At 69.5% G+C, this 21,200-nt stretch carries 19 protein-coding genes; 1 reads left to right on the top strand and 18 read right to left on the bottom strand.

From position 1 onward, the window contains the following. Window positions 1–329: 329 nt before the first annotated feature. The 12 genes from FHW73_RS04960 to FHW73_RS05015 form a co-directional block, all read right to left on the bottom strand. Window positions 330–1,580: a glutamate-5-semialdehyde dehydrogenase gene (locus FHW73_RS04960; RefSeq protein ID WP_183425612.1), complete on the bottom strand. Its 1,251-nt coding sequence runs from the start codon at window positions 1,578–1,580 to the stop codon at window positions 330–332. Between the two features lie 73 nt (window positions 1,581–1,653). After that, entirely contained in the window at window positions 1,654–2,472 is an 819-nt protein-coding gene (locus tag FHW73_RS04965; RefSeq protein ID WP_183425613.1) for a hypothetical protein, read from the bottom strand. Continuing rightward, window positions 2,469–3,944, bottom strand: a complete 1,476-nt coding sequence (locus tag FHW73_RS04970; RefSeq protein WP_183425614.1) for a PA2928 family protein — start codon at window positions 3,942–3,944, stop codon at window positions 2,469–2,471. The genes FHW73_RS04965 and FHW73_RS04970 overlap by 4 nt, the downstream gene beginning before the upstream one ends. Then, entirely contained in the window at window positions 3,941–5,089 is a 1,149-nt protein-coding gene (proB, locus tag FHW73_RS04975) for a glutamate 5-kinase (RefSeq protein WP_183425615.1), read from the bottom strand. The genes FHW73_RS04970 and proB overlap by 4 nt, the downstream gene beginning before the upstream one ends. A gap of 11 nt (window positions 5,090–5,100) precedes the next feature. Further along, on the bottom strand, window positions 5,101–5,367 hold the full coding sequence (locus FHW73_RS04980; RefSeq protein WP_183425616.1) for a YciI family protein: 267 nt from the start codon (window positions 5,365–5,367) through the stop codon (window positions 5,101–5,103). Continuing rightward, window positions 5,364–6,659 (bottom strand): argininosuccinate lyase, encoded by a 1,296-nt coding sequence (gene argH / locus FHW73_RS04985; RefSeq protein ID WP_183425617.1) that lies wholly within the window; start codon window positions 6,657–6,659, stop codon window positions 5,364–5,366. Before argH ends, FHW73_RS04980 begins: the two co-directional genes overlap by 4 nt. A gap of 75 nt (window positions 6,660–6,734) precedes the next feature. Continuing rightward, on the bottom strand, window positions 6,735–7,682 hold the full coding sequence (argC, locus tag FHW73_RS04990; protein WP_183425618.1) for an N-acetyl-gamma-glutamyl-phosphate reductase: 948 nt from the start codon (window positions 7,680–7,682) through the stop codon (window positions 6,735–6,737). A 10-nt stretch (window positions 7,683–7,692) separates the two neighbouring features. Continuing rightward, window positions 7,693–9,009: an acetylglutamate kinase gene (locus tag FHW73_RS04995; RefSeq protein ID WP_183425619.1), complete on the bottom strand. Its 1,317-nt coding sequence runs from the start codon at window positions 9,007–9,009 to the stop codon at window positions 7,693–7,695. A 105-nt stretch (window positions 9,010–9,114) separates the two neighbouring features. Then, window positions 9,115–10,209 (bottom strand): acetylornithine deacetylase, encoded by a 1,095-nt coding sequence (locus FHW73_RS05000; RefSeq protein WP_183425620.1) that lies wholly within the window; start codon window positions 10,207–10,209, stop codon window positions 9,115–9,117. Between the two features lie 117 nt (window positions 10,210–10,326). After that, window positions 10,327–11,535, bottom strand: coding sequence for an argininosuccinate synthase (locus FHW73_RS05005; protein ID WP_183425621.1), 1,209 nt, complete (start codon window positions 11,533–11,535; stop codon window positions 10,327–10,329). Between the two features lie 52 nt (window positions 11,536–11,587). Next, the gene (locus FHW73_RS05010; protein WP_183425622.1) at window positions 11,588–12,598 is read right to left on the bottom strand and encodes an N-acetylornithine carbamoyltransferase; all 1,011 of its coding nucleotides are present in this window, start codon (window positions 12,596–12,598) and stop codon (window positions 11,588–11,590) included. Between the two features lie 274 nt (window positions 12,599–12,872). Continuing rightward, window positions 12,873–13,346 carry a hypothetical protein gene (locus FHW73_RS05015; protein ID WP_183425623.1) on the bottom strand — a complete coding sequence of 158 codons (474 nt, stop codon included), beginning with the start codon at window positions 13,344–13,346 and terminating at the stop codon, window positions 12,873–12,875. A 182-nt stretch (window positions 13,347–13,528) separates the two neighbouring features. Here FHW73_RS05015 and cysS point away from each other — a divergent pair, with 182 nt between their 5' ends. Further along, a complete protein-coding gene (gene cysS, locus FHW73_RS05020; protein ID WP_183425624.1) occupies window positions 13,529–14,896 on the top strand; it encodes a cysteine--tRNA ligase in 1,368 nt (455 codons plus the stop codon). A gap of 661 nt (window positions 14,897–15,557) precedes the next feature. Here cysS and fabF read toward each other — a convergent pair. The 6 genes from fabF to FHW73_RS05050 all read right to left on the bottom strand — a co-directional run bounded on the left by fabF (window position 15,558) and on the right by FHW73_RS05050 (window position 21,140). Next, a complete protein-coding gene (gene fabF / locus FHW73_RS05025; protein WP_183425625.1) occupies window positions 15,558–16,796 on the bottom strand; it encodes a beta-ketoacyl-ACP synthase II in 1,239 nt (412 codons plus the stop codon). Between the two features lie 154 nt (window positions 16,797–16,950). Beyond that, window positions 16,951–17,190, bottom strand: coding sequence for an acyl carrier protein (acpP, locus tag FHW73_RS05030; RefSeq protein WP_047137282.1), 240 nt, complete (start codon window positions 17,188–17,190; stop codon window positions 16,951–16,953). Between the two features lie 131 nt (window positions 17,191–17,321). Beyond that, window positions 17,322–18,065: a 3-oxoacyl-ACP reductase FabG gene (gene fabG, locus FHW73_RS05035; RefSeq protein WP_183425626.1), complete on the bottom strand. Its 744-nt coding sequence runs from the start codon at window positions 18,063–18,065 to the stop codon at window positions 17,322–17,324. A gap of 137 nt (window positions 18,066–18,202) precedes the next feature. After that, on the bottom strand, window positions 18,203–19,150 hold the full coding sequence (fabD, locus tag FHW73_RS05040) for an ACP S-malonyltransferase (RefSeq protein WP_183425627.1): 948 nt from the start codon (window positions 19,148–19,150) through the stop codon (window positions 18,203–18,205). Between the two features lie 139 nt (window positions 19,151–19,289). Next, window positions 19,290–20,084 carry a serine/threonine protein phosphatase gene (locus tag FHW73_RS05045; RefSeq protein ID WP_183425628.1) on the bottom strand — a complete coding sequence of 265 codons (795 nt, stop codon included), beginning with the start codon at window positions 20,082–20,084 and terminating at the stop codon, window positions 19,290–19,292. Window positions 20,085–20,156: 72 nt separating this feature from the next. After that, window positions 20,157–21,140, bottom strand: coding sequence for a beta-ketoacyl-ACP synthase III (locus FHW73_RS05050; protein ID WP_183425629.1), 984 nt, complete (start codon window positions 21,138–21,140; stop codon window positions 20,157–20,159). Window positions 21,141–21,200: the final 60 nt, after the last annotated feature.

A 21,200-nucleotide genomic window follows, 5' to 3' on the forward strand; every position in this document is an offset into this window, starting at 1 on the left:
CAAACCGCAGCGCGCGCTCCAGGCGCATCTGCATCCGTTGCAATGGAAACGATCCATCACCGGCACTTATACGGCGAGTCCTGGAGCGGCAGCACGTATCCGGCGGCTCACCTTGTACGCTTGGCGGGCGACCTCGTCAATGCCTATTCATGTGCGGACATTCGGGTAATCAAGATCCGCTTGCAAGTTTGCGGATCCAGTGCGCCACCTGCGCTGTAGATCATCAGCCCAACGCCAAGGTATTGGGCTACATGCAGTCCAGACCATTCAAAGATGCTGCCGCCGACGGACATCCGCAACAGACCACTGCGTCGTTATAGCGCTAGCCGCTACGGGTGCCGCACCTGCCCGGCGCCCTCGACCACGAAGCGCTCGATGGTCAGCGCCTCCAGGCCCATCGGCCCGTAGGCGTGCAGACGCGTGGTCGAGATGCCGATCTCCGCACCCAGGCCCAGCTCGCCGCCGTCGCTGAAGCGTGACGACGCATTGACCATCACCACCGCCGCGCGCAGCGCGGCGACGAAGCGCGCGGCATTCGCATCGTCGCGCGTGGCGATGACCTCGGTGTGGTCGGAGCCGAAGCGCTGGATATGCGCAAGCGCCTCGTCGAGCGAGTCGACCACGCGTGCGGCGATGACCAGGTCGAGGAACTCGGCGGCGTAATCGTCCTCGCTCGCCTCCACGACATCGCCGGCCAGGGCGCGGATGCGTGCATCGCCGCGGACCTCGACGCCGGCCGCCTGCAATGCCTGCACCGCGCGCGGCACGAACGTCGCGGCGATGCCGGCATGCACCAGCACCGTCTCCAGCGCGTTGCAGGCGCTGGGACGGCTGGTCTTGCCGTCGATCAGCAGCCGCAACGCGACCTCGGGATCGGCGCTGGCATCGACGAACAGATGGCACACGCCCTTGTAGTGCTTGATCACCGGCACCCGCGCATGCTCGGCGACGAAGCGGATCAGCCCCTCGCCGCCGCGCGGGATGGCCAGATCGACGATGTCCACCAGCTGCAGCAGCGCGAGCATGGTCTCGCGCCGCAGGTCGGTCACCAGGGTCAGCGCATCGGGACCGACCCCGTGCGCGGCGATCGCTTCGCGCAGCGCAGTGGCGATCGCCGTGTTGGAGTGGATGGCCTCGCTGCCGCCGCGCAGGATCACGCCGTTGCCGGCCTTGATGCACAGCGCCGCGGCGTCGGCGGTGACGTTGGGGCGCGCCTCATAGATCATCGCGATCACGCCCAGCGGCACGCGCACCTTGCGCACGTGCAAGCCATTGGGGCGCACGTCATCGCGGGTCACCTGCCCGACCGGGTCGGGCAGCGCGGCGACTTCGCGGACTGCGGCCGACACGCCGGCCAGCCGCGCCGCGTCCAGGCGCAGGCGATCGAGCAACGCGCCGGTGGTGCCACGCGCCTGGGCGGCGGCGACGTCCCGGGCGTTGGCTGCGAGGATCGCCTCGGCGTGCGCGTCCAGCGCATCGGCCATCGCGCGCAGCAGCGCATCGCGCGCGGCGGTGCGCAAGCCTGCCAGTGTGCGGGCGGCCTCGCGGCATGCCAGGGCCTGGTCGCGGAGAGTCTGCATGCCGGCTCCTGTGCCGAGGAAACAGGGCGTCACCGTAGCACCGAGAGGCCGTGCCTGGGACCTGCGCCTTTGCCTATTCCAGCGTCGGCAAGGCGATCCGCGTCGGTTGCGCGGGCAGATACAGCAGCTCGAGCGTCCGCGCGGTCTCCACGCGCGCCAGCCGCAGCGGCGCGATCGCACGCTCGGCGACCACCGTGTGGCTGACGCCGGCGCGGTCGACGAAGCGCAGGCGCAGGGCGATCACCGGCGCGTCGTTGATCACCGTGCCGGTGTGCTCGGCCGACAGCACCTCGGCCATCGCCGGCACGCCGCCATAACGCAGCTCGGCCGGCACGGTCAGCGCATGGCGCCGCAGCGTCCGGCCCATGAACGCCAGCACCGCCACCAGCAACAGCACCGCGATCGCCAGCCCGAACTCGGCCTGACCATGACCGAACATCTCCGACCATTCGCCGCCGGCCTGGTAATGGCGCAGCCGCAGGCGCCAGGCGCACAGCGCGCCGATGCCCAGCGGCAGCAGCGGCAAGGCCCAGACCCAGAGGGTTGGGCGCGAACGCGCGCCCTCGATCACCAGTTGCGGCACGCGGCGCGGATCCGGTGCCAGCCGCACCGCCAGACGTCCACCGGGTACGAACCGGCGCAGCTGCGGCCGAGTGTCGACCAGCGTCACCGCATCCTGGATTCGATGCCCGCCCAGATTGTCGAACGCCAGGGTCACCGTGGTCGCCGGGCCCGGCCCTGCGGTCGCCGACACCACCTCGGCCTCACGGCGAACGCCAGCGGTGGCGATCCGGCGCACGCGCCACCATTGCCGCAGCGGCCACACCGCGGCCCATGCCGCCGCCAGCGTCGCCAGTGCCATTGCCATGAGCACCAGGATCAGTTCGATCATCGGCGCGCCTCCGTCGTCAACGGCTGTGTCTCGCGTGTCCGCGCCAGATAGCGCCAGCCGGTGCCGCTGCCCAGGTCCACCCGCAGCAGCACGTCCGAACGCGCGTCGTCGCTGCGCCCCGCGGCCAACAGGGCGCCGTCGCGCGCATGCCAGATCGCATCGACCCGGTCCACGCCCAGCGCCAGCGTCCAGCGCACGACGCCGTCCTCGCCGACCGCACTGAGCAGTTGCGGCGCACCACGCGCCGCGTCGGTGGCGTGCAGCACCAGGCGATCGCGCGCATCGCCGACCGTCCACAGCGCCTCGTCGGCCGTGAGCCAGGCGCGCTGCAGCAAGGGACGCATCGCGTTGATGTAGGCATTGCGCGCACCGCGCGCCTGCCCCGCACGCGCATCGGCCTGCTGCCGTTGCTCGCGGTAGGCTGCCATCGCGCGCATGTACGCCGCTTGCTCGGCATGGAAGCGGCGCAGCGCGGCCGGCAACTGCGCACGGTAGCGCGCCCGTGCCTGCCGATAGGCGGCCTCGCTGGGGAAATCGGACGGCTCGCGCCCGAAATGCGGCATGCGCGGCGACTCGGGCATCGGCACGTCGTCCTCCGCGCCGGACTGCGAGAACACCGTGTCGATGTCCAACGGCGGATGTGCCGGGTCGCGCAGCAATACGCCACGGATGAACACCGCCTCGCCCACTGGCGCAAAGCGGTTGGCCTCGGGCGATCGCCAATCCAACCGCCCGCGCAGCAACTGGCGGCGCGCATCGAGCATGTCGTCGCCGCTGCGCTCGCGGCCGGCGGCCAGCGCCTGCGCCTCGGCCGGTGCCGCCAGCAACGTCCAGAGGCCCTCGGCGTCGATCGCCGCCGAGGCGGAGGCCAACGTCGGCGCGGCCATCGCGGGGTCGGCCTCGTCGAACAGCGTCGCCGGATCGATATCGTCTGCGGCCGTCGCCGCCAGCGTGTCGCCGTCGATGCGCCAGGCGCGGCCCTGCGCGTCGACGATCGCCAGCCGTTCGGCCTGGGCGTCGTAGCGCGCCCGTTCCACCGGTGCGGCCAGGGGGCCATCCGGCTTCTCACGGTGGCCATCGGCCCGGTCGAAGGCATAGACCGCATTGCGCCAGGCAAACAGGTGGCGCTGCGATGCGCCCAGCAACGCGCCACGCCCCCAATCGCGGCCTTGCGCATCCTCGGCGTCCAGGCGCCGGCTCCACAGCAGCCGGCCGTCGCGCATGTCGACCACTTGCGCGTACTGGCGCGAGCGACTGCGCACGATGCCGTTCTCGACCGCGTGCGCACGGGTGTCCTCGAGCACGAACGCCATCTGCGGCGCATCGGTATCGTCGAGCAGCAGCGGGCCGGACTGGATCCGGCTGTCGGCATGGCGCGACAGCATCCAGGCGATCAGCAGCGGGATGCCGGCGACCATCGCCAGCCCCATGCCCATCGCCAACACGGACTTGCGCAGTTGCGCGCCGGTCATGTCAGCACCAGATCGTCGCGATGGACGATGTTGCCGCCGTAGCTGTAACCCAGCACCGACTCGATGTCGCGCGTATGCCGGCGCAACAGGCGGCGGATGTCGTCAGCCGAGTACTGGCTGACACCGCGCGCGACCGCGTCCTGACCATCGCCATCGCGCCGCACGATCTCGACCAGGTCGCCGCGTCGGAACGCCCCCTCGACTGCGACTACGCCACCGGGCAGCAACGAGGCGCCCTTCTCCACCAGGGCATGGGCGGCGCCGGCGTCGACGACCAGCGCCCCCGGCTCGGCCGGTGCATTGCGCAGCCAGTGCTTGCGCGCCGCCAGACGGGTGCGCAGCGCATGGATGCGCGTCCCGGTCAGCCGGTCGTGGGCCAGCGCCTCGAGCACGTCGGCGCGACGGCCGTTGAACAGCACGGTCGCGATGCCGGCCGAGGCGGCGCGCTGCGCGGCTTCGAGCTTGGTCCGCATGCCGCCGGTGCCGACACTGCTGCCGGCGCCGCCGGCCACCGCCAGCAGCGAGCCGCTCATCTGCGCGACCACCGGCATCGGCCGCGCAAACGGCTCCACCCGCGGGTCGGCGTCGTAGAGGCCATCGATGTCGGTGGCGATGAACAGCACCTCGGCATCGACCAGTGCGGCGACGATCGCGGCGAGGTTGTCGTTGTCGCCGAGCTTGAGTTCGTCCACCGACACCGTGTCGTTCTCGTTGACCACCGGCAGCGCACGGTGGCGCAGCAGTGTCTGCAGCGTGGCGCGCGCGTTGAGATACCGACGGCGATTGCGCAGGTCGTCGTGGGTCAGCAGCACCTGCGCGACCGGCCGCGCGAAGAAGCCCTGCCAGAACCCGGTCAGCCGGGCCTGGCCGAGCGCGGCCAGCGCCTGGCGCTCGGCCATGGGCGCACCCGGCTCACCGCCGGCCTGCAGGATCGCGCGGCCAGCGGCCACCGCCCCCGACGACACCAGCACGACCTCGCGCCCAGCGGCATGCACGGCGCGCACGAAACCGGCGAGCGCGGCGGCGTACTGCGGCGACAGCCCGCCGCCATCGGCGGCCAGCAGACTGCTGCCGACCTTGAGCACTGCGCGGCGCCACGGCGGCAGCGGCTGCTCGGGAAACACCGGAGACTGGGACACCGACATCGCGTCTGCCTTCAGCGGGTGTGCCATTCGCGCACGACCAGGTCGCTCGTCCGCTGCAGCGCGAGCGGGTCGGCCGCGACAATGGCCTGGGCCGCCTCCAGCGAGGCGACATTGCGCAGCACGTAGGCCCCACCGCTGCCGTCGCCGAAGCCGCCGGTCATCTCCAGCAGGCCGCGAGCGCGCAGGTCGTCGAGAAAGGCCAGGTGCGGCGCGATGACCGAGGCATCGAAGTCGGGCCGCCGCATCGCCAGCACCAGGTAGCGCGTGGTCGTGCTCATGCCAGCGCGTCCCAGCGCGCACGCAAGGCATCGAGCCGCAGGTCGGCCGCGCCCCCCGGCGAAGTCCGTGCAGCCAGGCTGCCCTCGGGCGTGCGGCCCTGACCGGCGGTGTCGGCGCTCGCCGCGGCCGCCTGGTAGGCCTCGCGGAACGGCACGCCGGCGATCGCCGCCTCCACCGCGACATCGGTCGCGTACATGCCCGAATCGACCGCCGCACGCAGCCGCTCCTCGCGCCATTCCAGGTTCGCCAGCAAGGCCGGCAGCAGTTCGAGCGCGGCCAGACCGCGACCGAAGCCGTGGAAGATCGCGCCCTTGGAGCTCTGCAGGTCGCGGTGATAGCCCGACGGCAGCGACAGCAACTGCTCGATCTCGGTGCGCGCGGCCGCGACGCTGGCGTGCGTGGCGCGCATCAGCTCGACGACATCGGGATTGCGCTTGTTGGGCATGATCGAACTGCCGGTGGTGTACTGCGCCGGCAACGCGACGAAGCCGTACTCGGCGCTGGTGAACTGCGACAGATCCCAGGCCAGGCGACGCAGGTCGAGCGTGGCGCTGCCCAGCGCCTCGAGCGCGGCGAGTTCGAACTTGCCGCGCGAGAGCTGCGCATAGACCGGCGAGACCTGCAGTCGCGCAAACCCCAGGGCAGCGGTCGTGTGGTCGCGGTCGAGTGCCAGGTTCACGCCGTACCCGGCCGCGGTGCCCAGCGGATTGCAGTCGATCAGTTCCAAGGTGTCGGCCGCGCGCACCGCGTCATCGATGAAGGCTTCCGCCCAGCCCGACCACCACATGCCGCCCGAGGACAGCACCGCACGTTGGATGTGGGTGTAGCCGGGAATCGGCAGGTCGCGCTCGGCGTCGGCACGATCCAACGCGATCTTCGCGATCTCGCGCGACAGCGCGGCCAGACGCGCCAGCTTCTCCTTGAGCCACAGACGCGTGGCGACCAGCACCTGGTCGTTGCGGCTGCGGCCGGTGTGGATGCGCCGGCCGGCATCGCCCAGGCGCTCGGTCAGGCGCGCCTCGATCGCCGAATGGCCGTCCTCGAAGCGGTCGTCGAGCACGAACGCGCCGCTGCGGAAGTCCTCGGCCAGCGTTGCCAGCTCGCGCTCCAGGCCGGCGAGTTCGTCAGACGACAGGATGCCCACACGCTGCAGTCCTTGCGCATGTGCGGCACTGGCGGCGATGTCGTGCAGGAAGAACGCACGGTCGAGGATCACATCGTCGCCGGCCAGGAACGCCTGGATCTGGGTGTCGACGGCGACGCCGGGCTTCTGCCAGAGGAGATTGCTCATCGAAATGCGTCTCAAAATGGGGCTGTTCGTTGAATCCCCGCACACGGATGTGCGGGCGCTTGCGAGGGATTTGCGTTACCGAATCGACGTCAGCTCGTCGAAGCCCAGCGCGCGGTTGAGGTTCTGCATGGCCTGGGTCGCCGCGCCCTTGAGCAGATTGTCGAGCGTGGCGACCACGACCACGCGGCCGTTGCCCTGGGCCATCACGAAGCCGCCGACCTGGGCGCCATGCTGGCCGGCGATGCGGCTCACCCAGGGTGCCTCGTCGACCACCTCGACCAGCGGTTCGTCGGCATAGCGGGCCTCGTAACGCGCCTTGACCGCATCGCGCGACATCGGCGCGCGCAGCCACAGGTTCACGGTCATCGTGATGCCGCGGAAATGCGGCGCCACATGCGGCATGAACTCGACCGGTACCCCGAGCCGGGCCGAAACCTCGCGCTCGTGCACATGGCCGGTCAGGGCATAGGGCATCAGATTGTCGGCCAGCAGTGCGACGTTGTTCTTGTCCGACGGCGTGGTGCCCGCGCCCGAATAGCCGGACACGCCGAAGCACTGCGGCGGGCCGGCGAGCTGATCGAGCAGCGGCGCGATCGCCAACTGCATCGCAGTGGCATAGCAGCCGGGATTGCTGATGCGGCGTTGGCCGGCGTAGGTGTCACGGGTCAGCTCCGGCAGGCCGTAGTACCAGGCCGGATCGAAGCGGTAATCGGCCGACAGATCGACGATCACCGTCTCGGGCCGGGCCGCGTCGAGTGCAGCCACGAACGGCGCGGCCTTGCCGTTGGGCAGCGCGAGGATCACCGCGTCGGCACCCTTGGCCGCCACGGCGTCGGCATCGAGATTCTCGAAGCACAATGCACCCTGCCAGGTGTCGTTGTGGTCGGCCACGCGCTGGCCGTCGAGTTCGCGCGAGGACACGAACAGCAGTTCGAGGCCCGGATGCGCGGCGACGAGGCGGATCAGTTCGCTGCCGGTGTGACCGCGCGCGCCGACGATGCCGATGGTTTTCTTGTCCGTCATGTCGCTGTCCTCAGCCCGCCAGCGTGGCGGCGCGCGTTGCGCAATGGGCCACGCAGCGCTGGATCTGCTCGAAGCCGTCGAGGCCATACCAGAACACTTTCCATTTCTCCTGTTTGATGCAGCCGTCGGATTCGGCGTAGTAGAAGATATTGACCGGATTGTGGTGACGCGAGCGCCAGAACAGCTGCGGCGTCTCTTCGCGCATCACCTGCCAGACCGCGCGCCCCAGGCCTTCGCCCTGGGCGTCATCGAGCACGGCGAACTTGTCGAGATAGGTGCTGCCCTCGGCCGCGCTCAGCACGACCGCGGCCCGATAGTTTTCGCTGACGTAGGCGCGCAGCAGCGGCGTGCGCTCGAAGTAGTCGTCGGCCAGCGTGCGTCCGAAACTCGACTCGATCAGCGTGCGCAGCCGTGGCAGGTCGAGCGCGTCCCACGACGTGGCGCGCAGCACGCGCTCGCCACGCCGGACCAGCGTGCCCGAGCCCTTGTGCGTGAACAGCTCCTTGGCCAGGTCCGCGGGCCGGGTGATCGACACCGACGAGGCCAGCGGCAGCCCTTCGAGCAGGTCCTTGATCTGCTCGATCTTGACCTTCATGCCGCCGTGCAGCCACGGCTGCCGGATCAGATGGTCGTATTCGGTCGACAGGTTGATCGAGTCGATGACCTTGCCGCTCTCGTCGAGCAGGCCGCCGGTGCCGGTCAGGAAGATGATCTTGTAGGGCTGCAGTGTGCGCACGAGCTCGTTGGCGGCGAAGTCGGCGTTGACGTTGAGGATCTGGCCCGAGGCGGTCTCGCCCAGGCTCGTGATCACCGGGATCGAGCCGGCCTGCAGGCTGGCCTCGATCGGCGCCAGGTTCACGCGTTCCACCTCGCCTACCAATCCGTAGGTCTCGCGGTCCAGATACCGTGCCTCGAACACGCCGCCGGTGATCGAGGTCGCGCGCGCGCCATTCTTCTGCAGCGCTTCGACCAGGCGCAGATTCGCGGCCTGGAACACCCGGCGCACGATCGCCAGCGCTTCGGGCGTGGTCACACGCAGACCGTCGACGGTCTTCTTTTCGATGCCGGCCGCCGACAGTTCGGCGTCGAGCTGCGGGCCGGCGCCGTGCAGCACGATCGGAGTCAGGCCGACCTCCTGCAGGAACGACAGCGACGAGGTCAGATCGTCGAGTTCGTCGCGCAGCACCGCGCCACCGACCTTGACCACGGCGAAGCGCTTGGCGTCGAGCTGCGAGAAGCGCTTGAGGTACTGGCTGATCTCTTTCGCGCTGGCCATGCTCGAAAGCAGGCGCACGATGGTCTGGCGGGTCTGTTGGTGTGCGTGCATGGTCTGGGCTTGTGCTGTGCCGCGCACCGGGCGCGGACGGTAAGGAGAACGATCGGCCGCTGGGTCAGGTCGCGGCGGCGCGGCGATGCAGGTCGGGTGACGCACTCATGGACACGATCCACCGTCGATGATCCGGTACACCGCATCGGCATAGCGCTGCAGTTGGTCGAGGGTCACGAACTCGTCGGCGGTATGCGCCTGGGCGATGTCGCCGGGCCCATACACCAGCGCGGTATGGCCGGCAGCCGAGAACAGCGAGGCCTCGGTCCAGAAATCGACCGCATTGCCGATCGGCAGTTCGAACGCATCGGCGATGTCGCGCGCGGCGAGCCGCCGCTCTTCGGCGCGGGCGATGTCCCCGGACGGCAGACTCGGGCCGCGGAAGGTTTCCTCGAAATGCGCGGCCGCAGGCTCGGCGAAGCCGGCGAAGGTCGCCAGCAATCGGTCGACATCCATCGACGGCAGTGGCCGGAAGCCGAAGCGCAATTCGGCCGCAGGGGCGATCATGTTGGCCTTGATGCCGCCTTCGATCCGGCCGATGTTGAAGCGCAGTCCGGTCAGCCCGCCGAAGCGTTCGGCGTCGAGCGAGGCAACGTGGTCGAGCGCGCGGTCGCCCCAGCGCACCGCCTGATGCAGCGCGCTCGCGGCCGGGTCCTGGCGTCCGGAGGCGTGCCCGGCGCGACCGGAAAAACGCATCAGCACCGAACTGATGCCGCGATGCGCCAGCACCGCCTCGCACTGCGTCGGCTCGGCGACCAGCACTGCGTCGAACGACAGCCCGCGCGCCAGGAACGCGGCGATGCAGCGCGGATCGTTGGCTTCTTCGTCGGACGAGAACAGGAAGGCCGCATCGCCCTCGCAGGCGTTGGCGGCCGCGATCAGCGCCGCAGCCGCGCCCTTGATGTCGCACACGCCCAGCCCGACCACGCGGTCATCCAGGCGCCGCATCGTATGCGGATCGGCCGACCAGGCCGGCGAGTCGGGCACGGTATCCAGGTGCACGTTGAACAGGACCTTCGGCGCGCCGCGCACCGCGTACAGGCTGACCGCACCCGCGCCGTGGTCGATGACCTCGACCGCGAAACCAGGCAGTTGCGCACGGATGTAGTCGAAGATGCCATCGGTGCCGATCGCGCGCGGCGGATTGCGGGTGTCGAAGGACACCAGCCGTTCGAGATGGTCGAGGGTCTGTCCAAGCATGGATCGGCAAGCCTTCAGAACTGCTTCTATCCGGCTGGAGGAGAGCCCCCTTCTTGTTGAAGAGGGCGCACCAACGGCGCGGGGTTAAGGTGAAATGCCCAGTCAAGTCAACCGCGGTCAGCCGCGGTTGACTTGAGCGAACAGCGTGCTGCTCATGCCGAACAATTTGATGAAGCCTTCCGCCTCCTCCACGCCCCAGTCGGCCGACTGTGCATAGGTCGCGCCCTTGGCGTTGAGGATGTGCGGCGAGGCCACCGCCACCGCGTCGACGCGGCCACCGCGGGTCTCGAGCACGACCTCGCCGGTCACGTTGGCCTGCGACGAGGCCAGGAACGCCTCGATGTCGGTCTTGAGCGGATCGTGGAAGAAGCCTTCGTAGACCAGCTCGGTCCACTTGCGCGCGACCTCGGGCTTGAAGCGGTTCTGCTGCTTGGTCAGCACGGTGTCCTCGAGCGCGCGGTGCGCGGCAAGCAGCGAGATCAGACCCGGGGCCTCATAGACGATGCGGCCCTTGAGCCCGATCACGGTGTCGCCGGTGTAGACGCCGCGGCCCACACCGTAGGGCGCGAACAGCGCATTGAGCTTGGCCAGGATCTGCGCGCCCGGCAGCGTTTCGCCGTCGAGGGCAACCGCCGTGCCCTGCTCGAAACGCAGCGTGACCTGCAGCGGCGCTTCGGGCCACTGCGCACGCGGCGCGCACCAGCCGCGCGCGCCCTCGCCCGGCGCCTCCCAGCGGTCGATCTCGCCACCGGACATGGTCACGCCCAGCAGGTTCTCGTTGATCGTGTAGGCCTGCTGCTTGGCGCGCACGCCAAACCCCCGTTCTTCCAGATACGCCTGTTCGTAGGCGCGGGTCTGGGTGTGTTCCTTCTGGATCTCGCGGATCGGCGCCACGATGCGGTAATCGCCCTGCGCCTTGACCGCCAGGTCGAAGCGCACCTGGTCGTTGCCCATGCCGGTGCAGCCGTGCGCGATCGCATTCGTGCCCAGTTCGGCGGCGCGCGCGAGCGCGGCATCGACGATCAGGTACCGGTCCGACACCAGCAGCGGATACTGGCCCTGGTAGGCCTCGCCGGCCCAGACGAAGGGCTTGACGAAGCCGTCCCAGATCGCCGGACCGCCGTCGATGGTGACGTGGCTGGCGACGCCCAGTTCGGCCGCACGCTGCTCGATGAACGCGCGCTCCTCGGCATCCACGCCGCCGGTGTCGGCGAATACGGTGTGCACGGTCCAGCCCTGCTCCTTGAGGTAGGGCACGCAGAAGCTGGTGTCGAGGCCGCCGGAGAAGGCGAGGACGATGTCGCGGGAGGTATGGGCGCTGGTCATGGGGCGTGGTCCGTGAGAGGCGTAGAAAGGAGATTCGGTGTCGAGCAGCGGGTCAGCGCATCAGGGTCGCCATGACCGCCTTCTGCACATGCAGGCGGTTCTCGGCTTCGTCGATGGCGATGCACTGCGGCGAATCCATCACCGCGTCGGTCGCCTTGACGTTGCGCCGCAGCGGCAGACAGTGCGAGAACACGCCGTTGTTGGTCAGCGCCATCTTCGCCTCGTCGACGATGAAGTGCTGGTACTGGTCGCGGATCGGCTTCTCCGGGCCCCAGTTGCCGAAGAACGGCAGCGCACCCCAGCTCTTGGCATAGACCACGTCGGCGCCGGCGTAGGCGCTGTCGATGTCGTGGCTGACGGCCAGCGAGCCGCCGCTCTCGGCGACGTTCTGCTTCGCCCAGTCCATGTAGCGTTCGTCGAGGATGTAATCCGGCGTCGGGCACAGCAGGGTCACATCCATCCCCAAGCGCGTGGCGATGGTCAGCGCGGAGTTCGCGACCGCGGTGTTGAGCGGCTTGGGGTGATAGGTCCAGGTCAGCACGTACTTCTTGCCGCGCAGGTCGGAGGTGCCGAAGTGCTCCTGCAAGGCCAGCGCATGCGCCAGTTCCTGGCAGGGATGGGTGATGGTCTCCATGTTGATGACCGGCACCGGCGAGTACTTGGCGAACGACTTGAGCACGATGTCCTGGCGGTCGTACTGCCAGTCCACGAACTTCGGGAACGCGCGCACGCCGATCATGTCGACGTAGCGGCCCAGCACCCGCGCGACTTCGGCGATGTGCTCCTCGGTGTCGCCGTCCATCACCGTGCCCAGATCGAACTCGATCGGCCAGGCGTCCTTGCCGGGCTGCAGCACGATGGCATGGCCGCCGAGCTGGAACGCGCCGAGCTCGAAACTGGTGCGCGTGCGCATCGACGGATTGAAGAACACCAGCGCGATCGACTTGCCTTTGAGCGCATCGCCGAGCTTCTCGCGCTTGAAGCGCGCGGCATCGGCCAGCACGGCGTCCAGGTCGGCGCGGCTCCAGTCCTGGGTGTTGAGGAAATGGCGGATGGCGGTCATCGGCAATGGGCTCGAGGGAGGCGGGAAGGAAGGAAATGGCCGGTGCGGAAACGAAAAAACCCGGCATGGGCCGGGTTTGGTCGGAGTCTGCGCCAACGCGCAGGCAGGTTCCGTCTAGCCCGGGAGGATGTGGGCTTGCGGTCGACGCGCGCGCGAGGTCATGCCCGACGCCATACGGGCGGAGGTCAGGATGTCAGCGTCGGCGCGGCATGCGGTCATGGGCGCGCATCCTCGCACGCGCTGCGCTGCGCTGCAACAGGCGCCGGCTGCCGGCTCAACGCGGTTCGACGATCGGGGTCACCGAGACCCGTACGCGCAGCCGGTTGCCGGGATCGTAGGGCAGCCGGGAGCGGTACTTGACGCCCTTGTACACATAGTCGACGTCATAGGCGATCGGCCTGCGGAACTCGCGTTCGACCGGCACCATGCGGCAGTCGCCGCCGGCCGAGCGGTCGACTTCCTCGACCTTTTCATCGTCCGAACGCAGCACGTCCTTGACCGCCCCCACCACCCGCGCGAAGCCGCGGCGTTGCGAGTCGGCCGTCACCGGCGTGGTCGCCTCGCAGCGCTCGACCATGCTGGTGGCGCGCAACGTCTGGTACACCGGCTCGGCGCGCAGCACCTGGGCGTACTCGATACGCGCGTTCTCGATCTGCTGTTGCGCCGTCGGCGCCGATGCGGCCGGCGATTGTGCGAGCGCTGCCCCTGGCGCGGCAACGGCCAGCAGGGCCAGGACGGGCACCGGCATGGACGAGCGGCGGATTCGACGGGCGAGCGTGGGCACCGAACCAGTGTAGGCGCCCCCCGGCGACCGGGGCTGAATCCTCGCTGTCGTGACCCGGCCGGCTTGGCGACATGCCAAGGCCGTGTGCGACCTGTCGCCGGCAGCGCCCCGCCGCTAGAATCGAGCGGTTATCCGGCGAGCACGCAATGTCCCTGCATCTGTACAACAGCCTGAGCCGTCAGGTGGAGCCCTTCGCCCCACTCGACCCCGCCTGCCCGACGATGTACGTCTGCGGCCCCACCGTCTACAACTATGTGCACATCGGCAATGCGCGCGGCCCGGTGGTGTTCGGCGTGCTGGCCGACCTGCTGCGCCGCCGGCATGGCGCGCTGCGCTATGCGCGCAACATCACCGACGTCGACGACAAGATCAACGCCGCCGCAGCCGCCCAGGGCGTGCCGATCTCGGCGATCACCGACCGCTTCGTCGCCGCCTATCGCGAGGACATGACCGCGCTCGGCGTCGCCCCGCCGGACATCGAACCGGCCGCGACCGCGCACATCGATGGCATCGTCGCGATGATCGAATCGCTGATCGCCGCCGGCCACGCCTACGCCGCCGAAGGCCACGTGCTGTTCGCAGTCGACACCTTCGCCGGCTACGGCAAGCTCTCGCGCCGCGACCCCGACGACATGCTCGCCGGGGCCCGCATCGAGGTCGCGCCCTACAAGCGCGGCCCCGGCGACTTCGTGCTGTGGAAGCCCTCGACCGAGTCTCTGCCCGGCTGGGACTCGCCCTGGGGCCGTGGTCGCCCGGGCTGGCACATCGAGTGCTCGGCGATGGCCGCCGCGCATCTGGGCACCACGATCGACATCCATGCCGGCGGCGTCGACCTGCAGTTCCCGCACCACGAGAACGAGATCGCGCAGAGTGAGTGCGCCCATGGCGGCGCGCCGTTCGCGCGCGTGTGGCTGCACAACGGCATGCTGACCTTCGCCGGCAGCAAGATGTCCAAGTCACTGGGCAACATCGAGCGCGTACACGACCTCGTCCGCGCCCACCCGCCTGAGGCGCTGCGCTATGCATTGCTGTCGGCGCACTACCGCCAGCCGCTGGACTGGTCGGACGCGTTGATCGAGCAATCGGTGCGCACCCTCGACCGGCTCTACGGCACCCTGCGCGACCTGCAGGACGTCGACGCGGCTCCGGCGATCCCCGACAGCATCGAGCAGGCCCTCGACGAGGATCTCAACACGCCGGCCGCACTCGCCGAACTGGCGCGTATCGCCGGCGAGGCCCGGCGCGCCGAAACGCCCGAGGTCCGCGCTACGCACAAAGCCGCGCTGCTCGGCGCCGGGCTGGCCCTGGGCCTGCTGCAACAGGCGCCGGCCGACTGGTTCGGCCGCGGCGCCAGCGACGACGACGACGCCCGCATCCAGGCCCTGATCGACGAACGCGTCGCCGCCAAGGCCGCCCGCGACTTCGCCCGCGCCGACGCCATCCGCGACCAACTGGCCGCCGAACGCATCGTGCTCGAGGACACCCCCCAGGGCGTGCGCTGGAAGCGCGGCTGACGAAAGCGTGCCGTCCCGCCTGCGGGAGAACGCCATATCGCGCACCTCCCCCGCACGCGGGGGAAGGCTTTGTCGTTCACCTCCCCCGCCGGCGGGGGAGGTCGGTGCCACAGGCGCCGGGTGGGGGCTGCTCCTGCGCGCGATGCGGGTGTCCGCTGCACTGCGGCCCCCACCCAACCCTCCCCCGCACGCGGGGAGGGCTTCGATCGCGCCGCCTCGCCGCACGCGGGAGGCCGCAATCGCACCGCCTCCCCGCACGCGGGAGGGCTTTAATCGCGCCGCTTCTCCGCACGCCGGAGGGCTTTGATCGCGCGCATCTCCGCACGCGAGGGAAGGCTTTCTCGTTCACCTCCCCCGCCGGCGGGGGAGGTCGGCGCCACAGGCGCCGGGTGGGGGCTGCTCCTGCGCGCGATGCGGGTGGCTGTTTCACTGCGGCCCCCACCCAGCCCTCCCCCGCACGCGGGGGAGGGCTTTGATCGCTCGCCTCACCGCACGGGGGGAGGCCGTAATCGCGCCGCCTCGCCGCACGCGGGAGGGCCTGGATCGTGCGCCGTCCCCGCCTACGGAGCGAACTTTGATCGCGCGCGCGAAAGGCTCCCGACTGCCACCAACGACAAGGCCCGCTTGCGCGGGCCTTGTCGTCGTCTGGATACCGGAGGCGTCAGACCTTGCGGAACACCAGCGAGCCGTTGGTGCCGCCGAAGCCGAACGAGTTCGACATCGCGTACTCGACCTGCACCTGCCGCGCGGTGTGCGGGACGTAGTCGAGGTCGCAGCCCTCGCCCGGATGGTCGAGGTTGATGGTCGGCGGAATGATGCCGGCGTGCAGCGCCATCGCCGAGAACACCGCTTCCACGCCGCCGGCTGCGCCGAGCAGATGGCCGGTCATCGACTTGGTCGAGCTGACCATCACCTTGCCGGCCTGATCGCCAAGCACGCTCTTGATGCCCATCGTCTCGGCCAGGTCGCCGGCCGGCGTCGAGGTGCCGTGCGCGTTGATGTAGCCGATCTGCGAGGCGTCGATACCGGCGTCGGCGATCGCCGCGCGCATGCAGCGTGCGCCGCCCTCGCCGTTCTCGCTGGGCGCGGTCATGTGGTAGGCGTCGCCGCTCATGCCGAAACCGGCGACCTCGGCGTAGATGCGTGCGCCGCGCGCCTTGGCGCGTTCGTACTCTTCGAGCACCAGGATGCCCGCGCCATCGCCCATGACGAAGCCGTCGCGGTCGCGATCCCACGGCCGCGAGGCCGCGGTCGGGTCGTCGTTGCGTGTGGACAGCGCCTTCATCGAGCAGAAGCCGCCGACCGAGGTGGGCGTGGTCGCGAACTCGGCGCCACCGGCGATCATCACGTCGGCATCGCCGTACTGGATCATGCGCATCGCCAGGCCGATGTTGTGGGTGGCCGTCGTGCACGCGGTGACCGCGGCGATGTTCGGCCCCTTGGCCCCGGTCATGATCGAGACCTGGCCGGAAATCATGTTGATGATCGTGCTGGGCACGTAGAACGGCGAGATCTTGCGCGGACCGCCCTCGTGGTACTTGATTGCGGTTTCTTCGATGCCCTTCAGGCCACCGATGCCCGCGCCGATCGCCACACCGATGCGCTCGGCGTCCGCCTCGCGGATCTCAAGCCCGGCGTCGGCGATCGCCATCAGGCCGCCGGCCACGCCGTAGTGCACGAAGGGGTCCATTTTCTTGATGTCTTTGGGCCCGATCCACTGTCCGGCATCGAAGCCCTTGACCTCGCCAGCGATACGCGTGGCGAAGTTGGAGGCGTCGAAATGCGTGATCGGGCCGATGCCCGAACGCCCGTTGACGATGCCGTCCCAACTCGAGGCCAGGTCGTTGCCCAGCGGCGAGAGAATGCCGATGCCCGTGATGACGACGCGGCGCTTGGCCATGGTGAACTCCTGACGTGGATGCGGCGCAGATCGCGGCCGCCGATACGCACGAGGCCGCAGTGCGGCCTCGTGACAGATTCGGATCGGGCAGCCGACCGGCGGACCGGTCGGCACCTGCGCGCACCGCAAAGCGGCGCGACGCAGGACGCGGGCATCAGCCCTTGGCGTGTGCCTTGATGTAGTCGATCGCCTGCTGCACCGAGGTGATCTTCTCGGCTTCTTCGTCCGGGATCTCGCACTCGAACTCTTCTTCCAGCGCCATCACCAGCTCGACGGTATCCAGCGAGTCGGCGCCCAGGTCGTCGACGAACGAGGCGTTGTTGCTGACCTCGTCTTCCTTGACGCCCAGCTGCTCGATCACGATTTTCTTGACGCGCTCTTCGATGTTGCTCATAGGTCTTCTGCTCCGGGGAGGCGATTTGCGGTGGATAGTGTAAGGGAAAGCCGGGCAGCGGGCGCACCACCATCGAAGCCCTTGCCATTCAACGACTTGCCCTCGAAATTGGGAGGACGGTGACGGCCGTCTCAGGGCATGTACATGCCGCCGTTGACGTGCAGGGTTTCACCGGTGATGTAGGCGGCGGCCGGACTGGCCAGGAACGCCACCGCCTGCGCGATGTCGTTCGGCTCGCCCAGGCGGCCGAGCGCGATCTGCTCGGTCAGCGCGGCCTTGGAGGCCTCGGGCAGGTCGCGGGTCATGTCGGTGGCGATGAAGCCGGGCGCGACCACGTTGACCGTGACCCCGCGCGAGCCGATCTCCTTGGCCAGCGACTTGCTGAAGGCGATGATCCCGGCCTTGGCCGCGGCGTAGTTGGCCTGGCCGGCGTTGCCGGTCACACCGATCACCGAGGCGATGTTGACGATGCGGCCGCGGCGCGCCTTCATCATGCCGCGCATCACTGCCTTGGAGCTGCGGTAGACGCTGGTCAGGTTGGTGTCGAGGATGGCCTGCCAGTCCTCGTCCTTCATGCGCATCAGCAGATTGTCGCGGGTGATGCCGGCGTTGTTGACGAGAATCGAGATCGCACCGAACTCGGCGGCAATCGACTCGACCAGCGCCTCGATCGCGCCGGCCTGCGCCACATCCAGCACGCGGCCATGGCCACCATGCGCGGCCAGGCGTTCGCCGATCTTCGCAGCGCCGGCCTCGCTGGTCGCGGTGCCGATCACGGTCGCGCCCTGCGCGGCCAGGGTGTCGGCAATCGCGGCGCCGATGCCGCGGCTGGCGCCGGTGACGAGGGCGATCTCGCCCGAAAGCGGTGTGCTCATGGAATGCTCCAAAAAAAGACGTCGGGTGCGACGGATCTACAGCGGGGTCACGGATCGATCGAGATCACGGCGCACGGTGCAATGCCCGTCCGCCCTGCCCGCGATCCGCGCCAGCCGGCCGATCCGTCGCCCGGGGATCAGGCGGCCCAATCGGCCAGGGCGGCGTCGAAATCGGCCGGCAGGCCCAGCGCCCGCGCCTCGATCGACTTGTCGATGCGCTTGACCAGGCCCGCCAGCACCTTGCCCGGCCCGCACTCGGCGATACGGGTGGTGCCGCGCGCGGCCAGGGCCTCGACGCAACGCGTCCACTGCACCGGCAAGTAGAGCTGGCGCACCAGCGCATCGCGGATCGCTCCGACCTCGTCGTGCACGGCCGCATCGACGTTCTGCACCACCGGCAGCGCAGGCGCTTGCCAGGTAATCTCACCCATCGCGTCGGCCAGCCGGTCGGCGGCCTCGCGCATCAGTGGGGTATGCGAGGGCACGCTGACCGCGAGCTTCACCACCTTGCGCACGCCACGCTCGCCCAGCAGCGCGATCGCCCGGTCGACGGCGTCGGCATGCCCGCCGATCACGACTTGGCCGGGGGAATTGAAGTTGGCCGGTACCACCACCGAGGTGTCGGCCGACACGTCGCGGCACAGGGCCTCGACCATCGCATCCTCGGCGCCGATGACCGCGGCCATCGCCCCGGTCCCGGCGGGCGCGGCGTCCTGCATCAGCTGCCCGCGCAGGCGCACCAGGCGGGCACCGTCGGCCAGCGACAGCGCACCGGCCGCGACCAGCGCGGTGTATTCGCCCAGGCTGTGGCCGGCGAGCACCGCCGGGCGGGCACCGCCGCGCTGCTGCCACGCGCGCCACACCGCGACCCCAGCGGCCAACAGCGCCGGCTGGGTGAACTCGGTGCGGCCCAACTCAGCTTCCGGCCCCTGCTGGGCCAGCGCCCACAGGTCCACGCCGGCACCGTCGGAAGCTTCCGCGAACGTGTCGATCACGATCGGGTGCTGCGCGGCCAGTTCGCCGAGCATGCCCAGCGACTGCGAGCCCTGCCCGGGAAACACGAATGCGAGTTGCGATGCGGTCACACGATCTTCCAGCGGAAAAAACCGGGGCGATGATAAGGGCCCGGGTACGACATTGTCTGTACTCAGGCGTATGCAGGGCGACGACGCGTGCGCGCGGTCACGCCCTCGGCGCAGCAGCGCAGCGGCCAGTCACGCAGGTTCAGAACAACATCTGCAGCAGATCGATCTCACCGTCATCGATCCAGTCCCACAGCACGAAGGCCAGCACCAGCAGCGGCAGCAACGTCGCGGCATGCACCACCAGGATCGAATGGGCGATATGCCGCGCCGAGCGCCCCAGCCACTGCATGCGCCGCGCCAGCCCCTGCAGGCGCCCCACCTGCCCCGCATGCCACGCAACCTCGCCGGGCCCATCACGCAGCGCCGGCGCGAGCAGATCGGCCAGCGCGTCGGTGCGTCCGTCGTAGTATTTGGCGATGCCAAAGGCGAACAGCAGCCAGTCGCGCGCCTGCGCCTGCGGCAGCGACATGACCTCGAGCGGATCTTCCTCGAAGTCGATGAAGCCCACGCGGCCGGCGTCATCGATGGTGATGTTGCGCGGGACCATCTGCCCGAAATAGGCGCCGCGTGCATGCGCATCGGAAATCGCAGCGATCACCTGCCGGGTCAGCGCATCGATCGTGGCCGCATCGCCATCGGCGGCGCGCAGGCGTGCGGCCAGCGTGGTGCCGATGTCGCTGAGCAGCAGGGTCGACTCGCCTTCTCCGAGCACCCGCGGCACACGGATCCCCAGGGCTTCGAGCTCGGCCAGGCGGCGCGCCTCGATGGCCTTGGCCTCCTCGCCGCCGGGATGCGGCGGCGGACGCAGCGCATCGATTTCCAGCTTGCGGACGACGGCGTCGAGCAGGCCGAGGGTCAGCTTACGGCTGTCTCCGGCCTCATAGGCCTTGAGCCAGGCCTCGCGCCCGGCGATGACGATCGATTGCACGCCCATGGCGGCATCCTCCCTGCGATCGCAGCCGGTCCGCGCGGGCCGGACCGGTCACGCGCGCGCCACGATCGGCATTCAGTAGCGCAGCAGCGCCGAACCCCAAGTGAATCCGCCGCCGAACGCTTCCAGCAGCAGCAACTGGCCGCGCTCGACGCGGCCCGAGCGCACCGCCTCGTCCAGCGCCAGCGGCACCGACCCCGACGAGGTGTTGCCGTGCCGGTCCACGGTCACGACCACCCGATCCATCGGCATGTCCAGCCGCTTGGCGGTGGCCTCGATGATGCGCAGGTTGGCCTGATGCGGGATCAGCCAGTCGATGTCGTGGCGATCCAGGCCGTTGGCGTGCAGCGTCTCGTCGACCACCGAGTCGAGCGCCTTGACCGCGTACTTGAACACCTCGCTGCCTGCCATGCGGATGCGCACGCCGGCATTGGGCTCGTCGGGCTTGAAACCGGCGGACACGCCGACCGGGTTCCACAGCAGTTCCTTCTTCGCGCCATCGGCATGCAGATGGGTGCTGAGGATGCCGGTCTCGCGATCGGCCTTGAGCACCACCGCGCCGGCCCCGTCGCCGAACAGCACGCAGGTCGTGCGTTCGGTCCAGTCGACCATGCGGGTGAGCGTCTCGGCGCCGACCACGAGCACGGTCTTGGCATCGCCGGACTTGATGAACTTGTCGGCGACCGACATCGCGAACAGGAAGCCCGAGCAGGCCGCGTTGACGTCGAACGCGCCGCAACCGCCCGCGCCCAGCCGCGCCTGCAGCAGGCAGGCGGTGGACGGGAAGATGATGTCGGGCGTGGTGGTGCCGACGATGATCAGGTCGAGCTCGCCGGCCGAGACACCGGCCGCCTCCATCGCGCGCGTGGCGGCGTGGAAGGCCAGATCGCTGGTGGTCTCGCCTTCGGCCGCGATGTGACGCTCGCGAATGCCGGTGCGGGATGCGATCCACTCATCGCTGGTGTCAACGATCTTCGACAGATCGTCGTTGGTCAGCACCTTCTCGGGCAGATAACTGCCGGTGCCTGCGATGCGGGAATAGATGCGTTCGCTGCTCATCGTGCGGACTGCCCTCGCCTCATGAACGTCTTGGGAAGGACGGCGGCGACCGGAGCGTCC

The sequence above is a fragment of the Luteimonas sp. RC10 genome, assembly GCF_014192745.1.
In the GTDB taxonomy this organism is placed as follows: Bacteria; Pseudomonadota; Gammaproteobacteria; order Xanthomonadales; family Xanthomonadaceae; genus Luteimonas.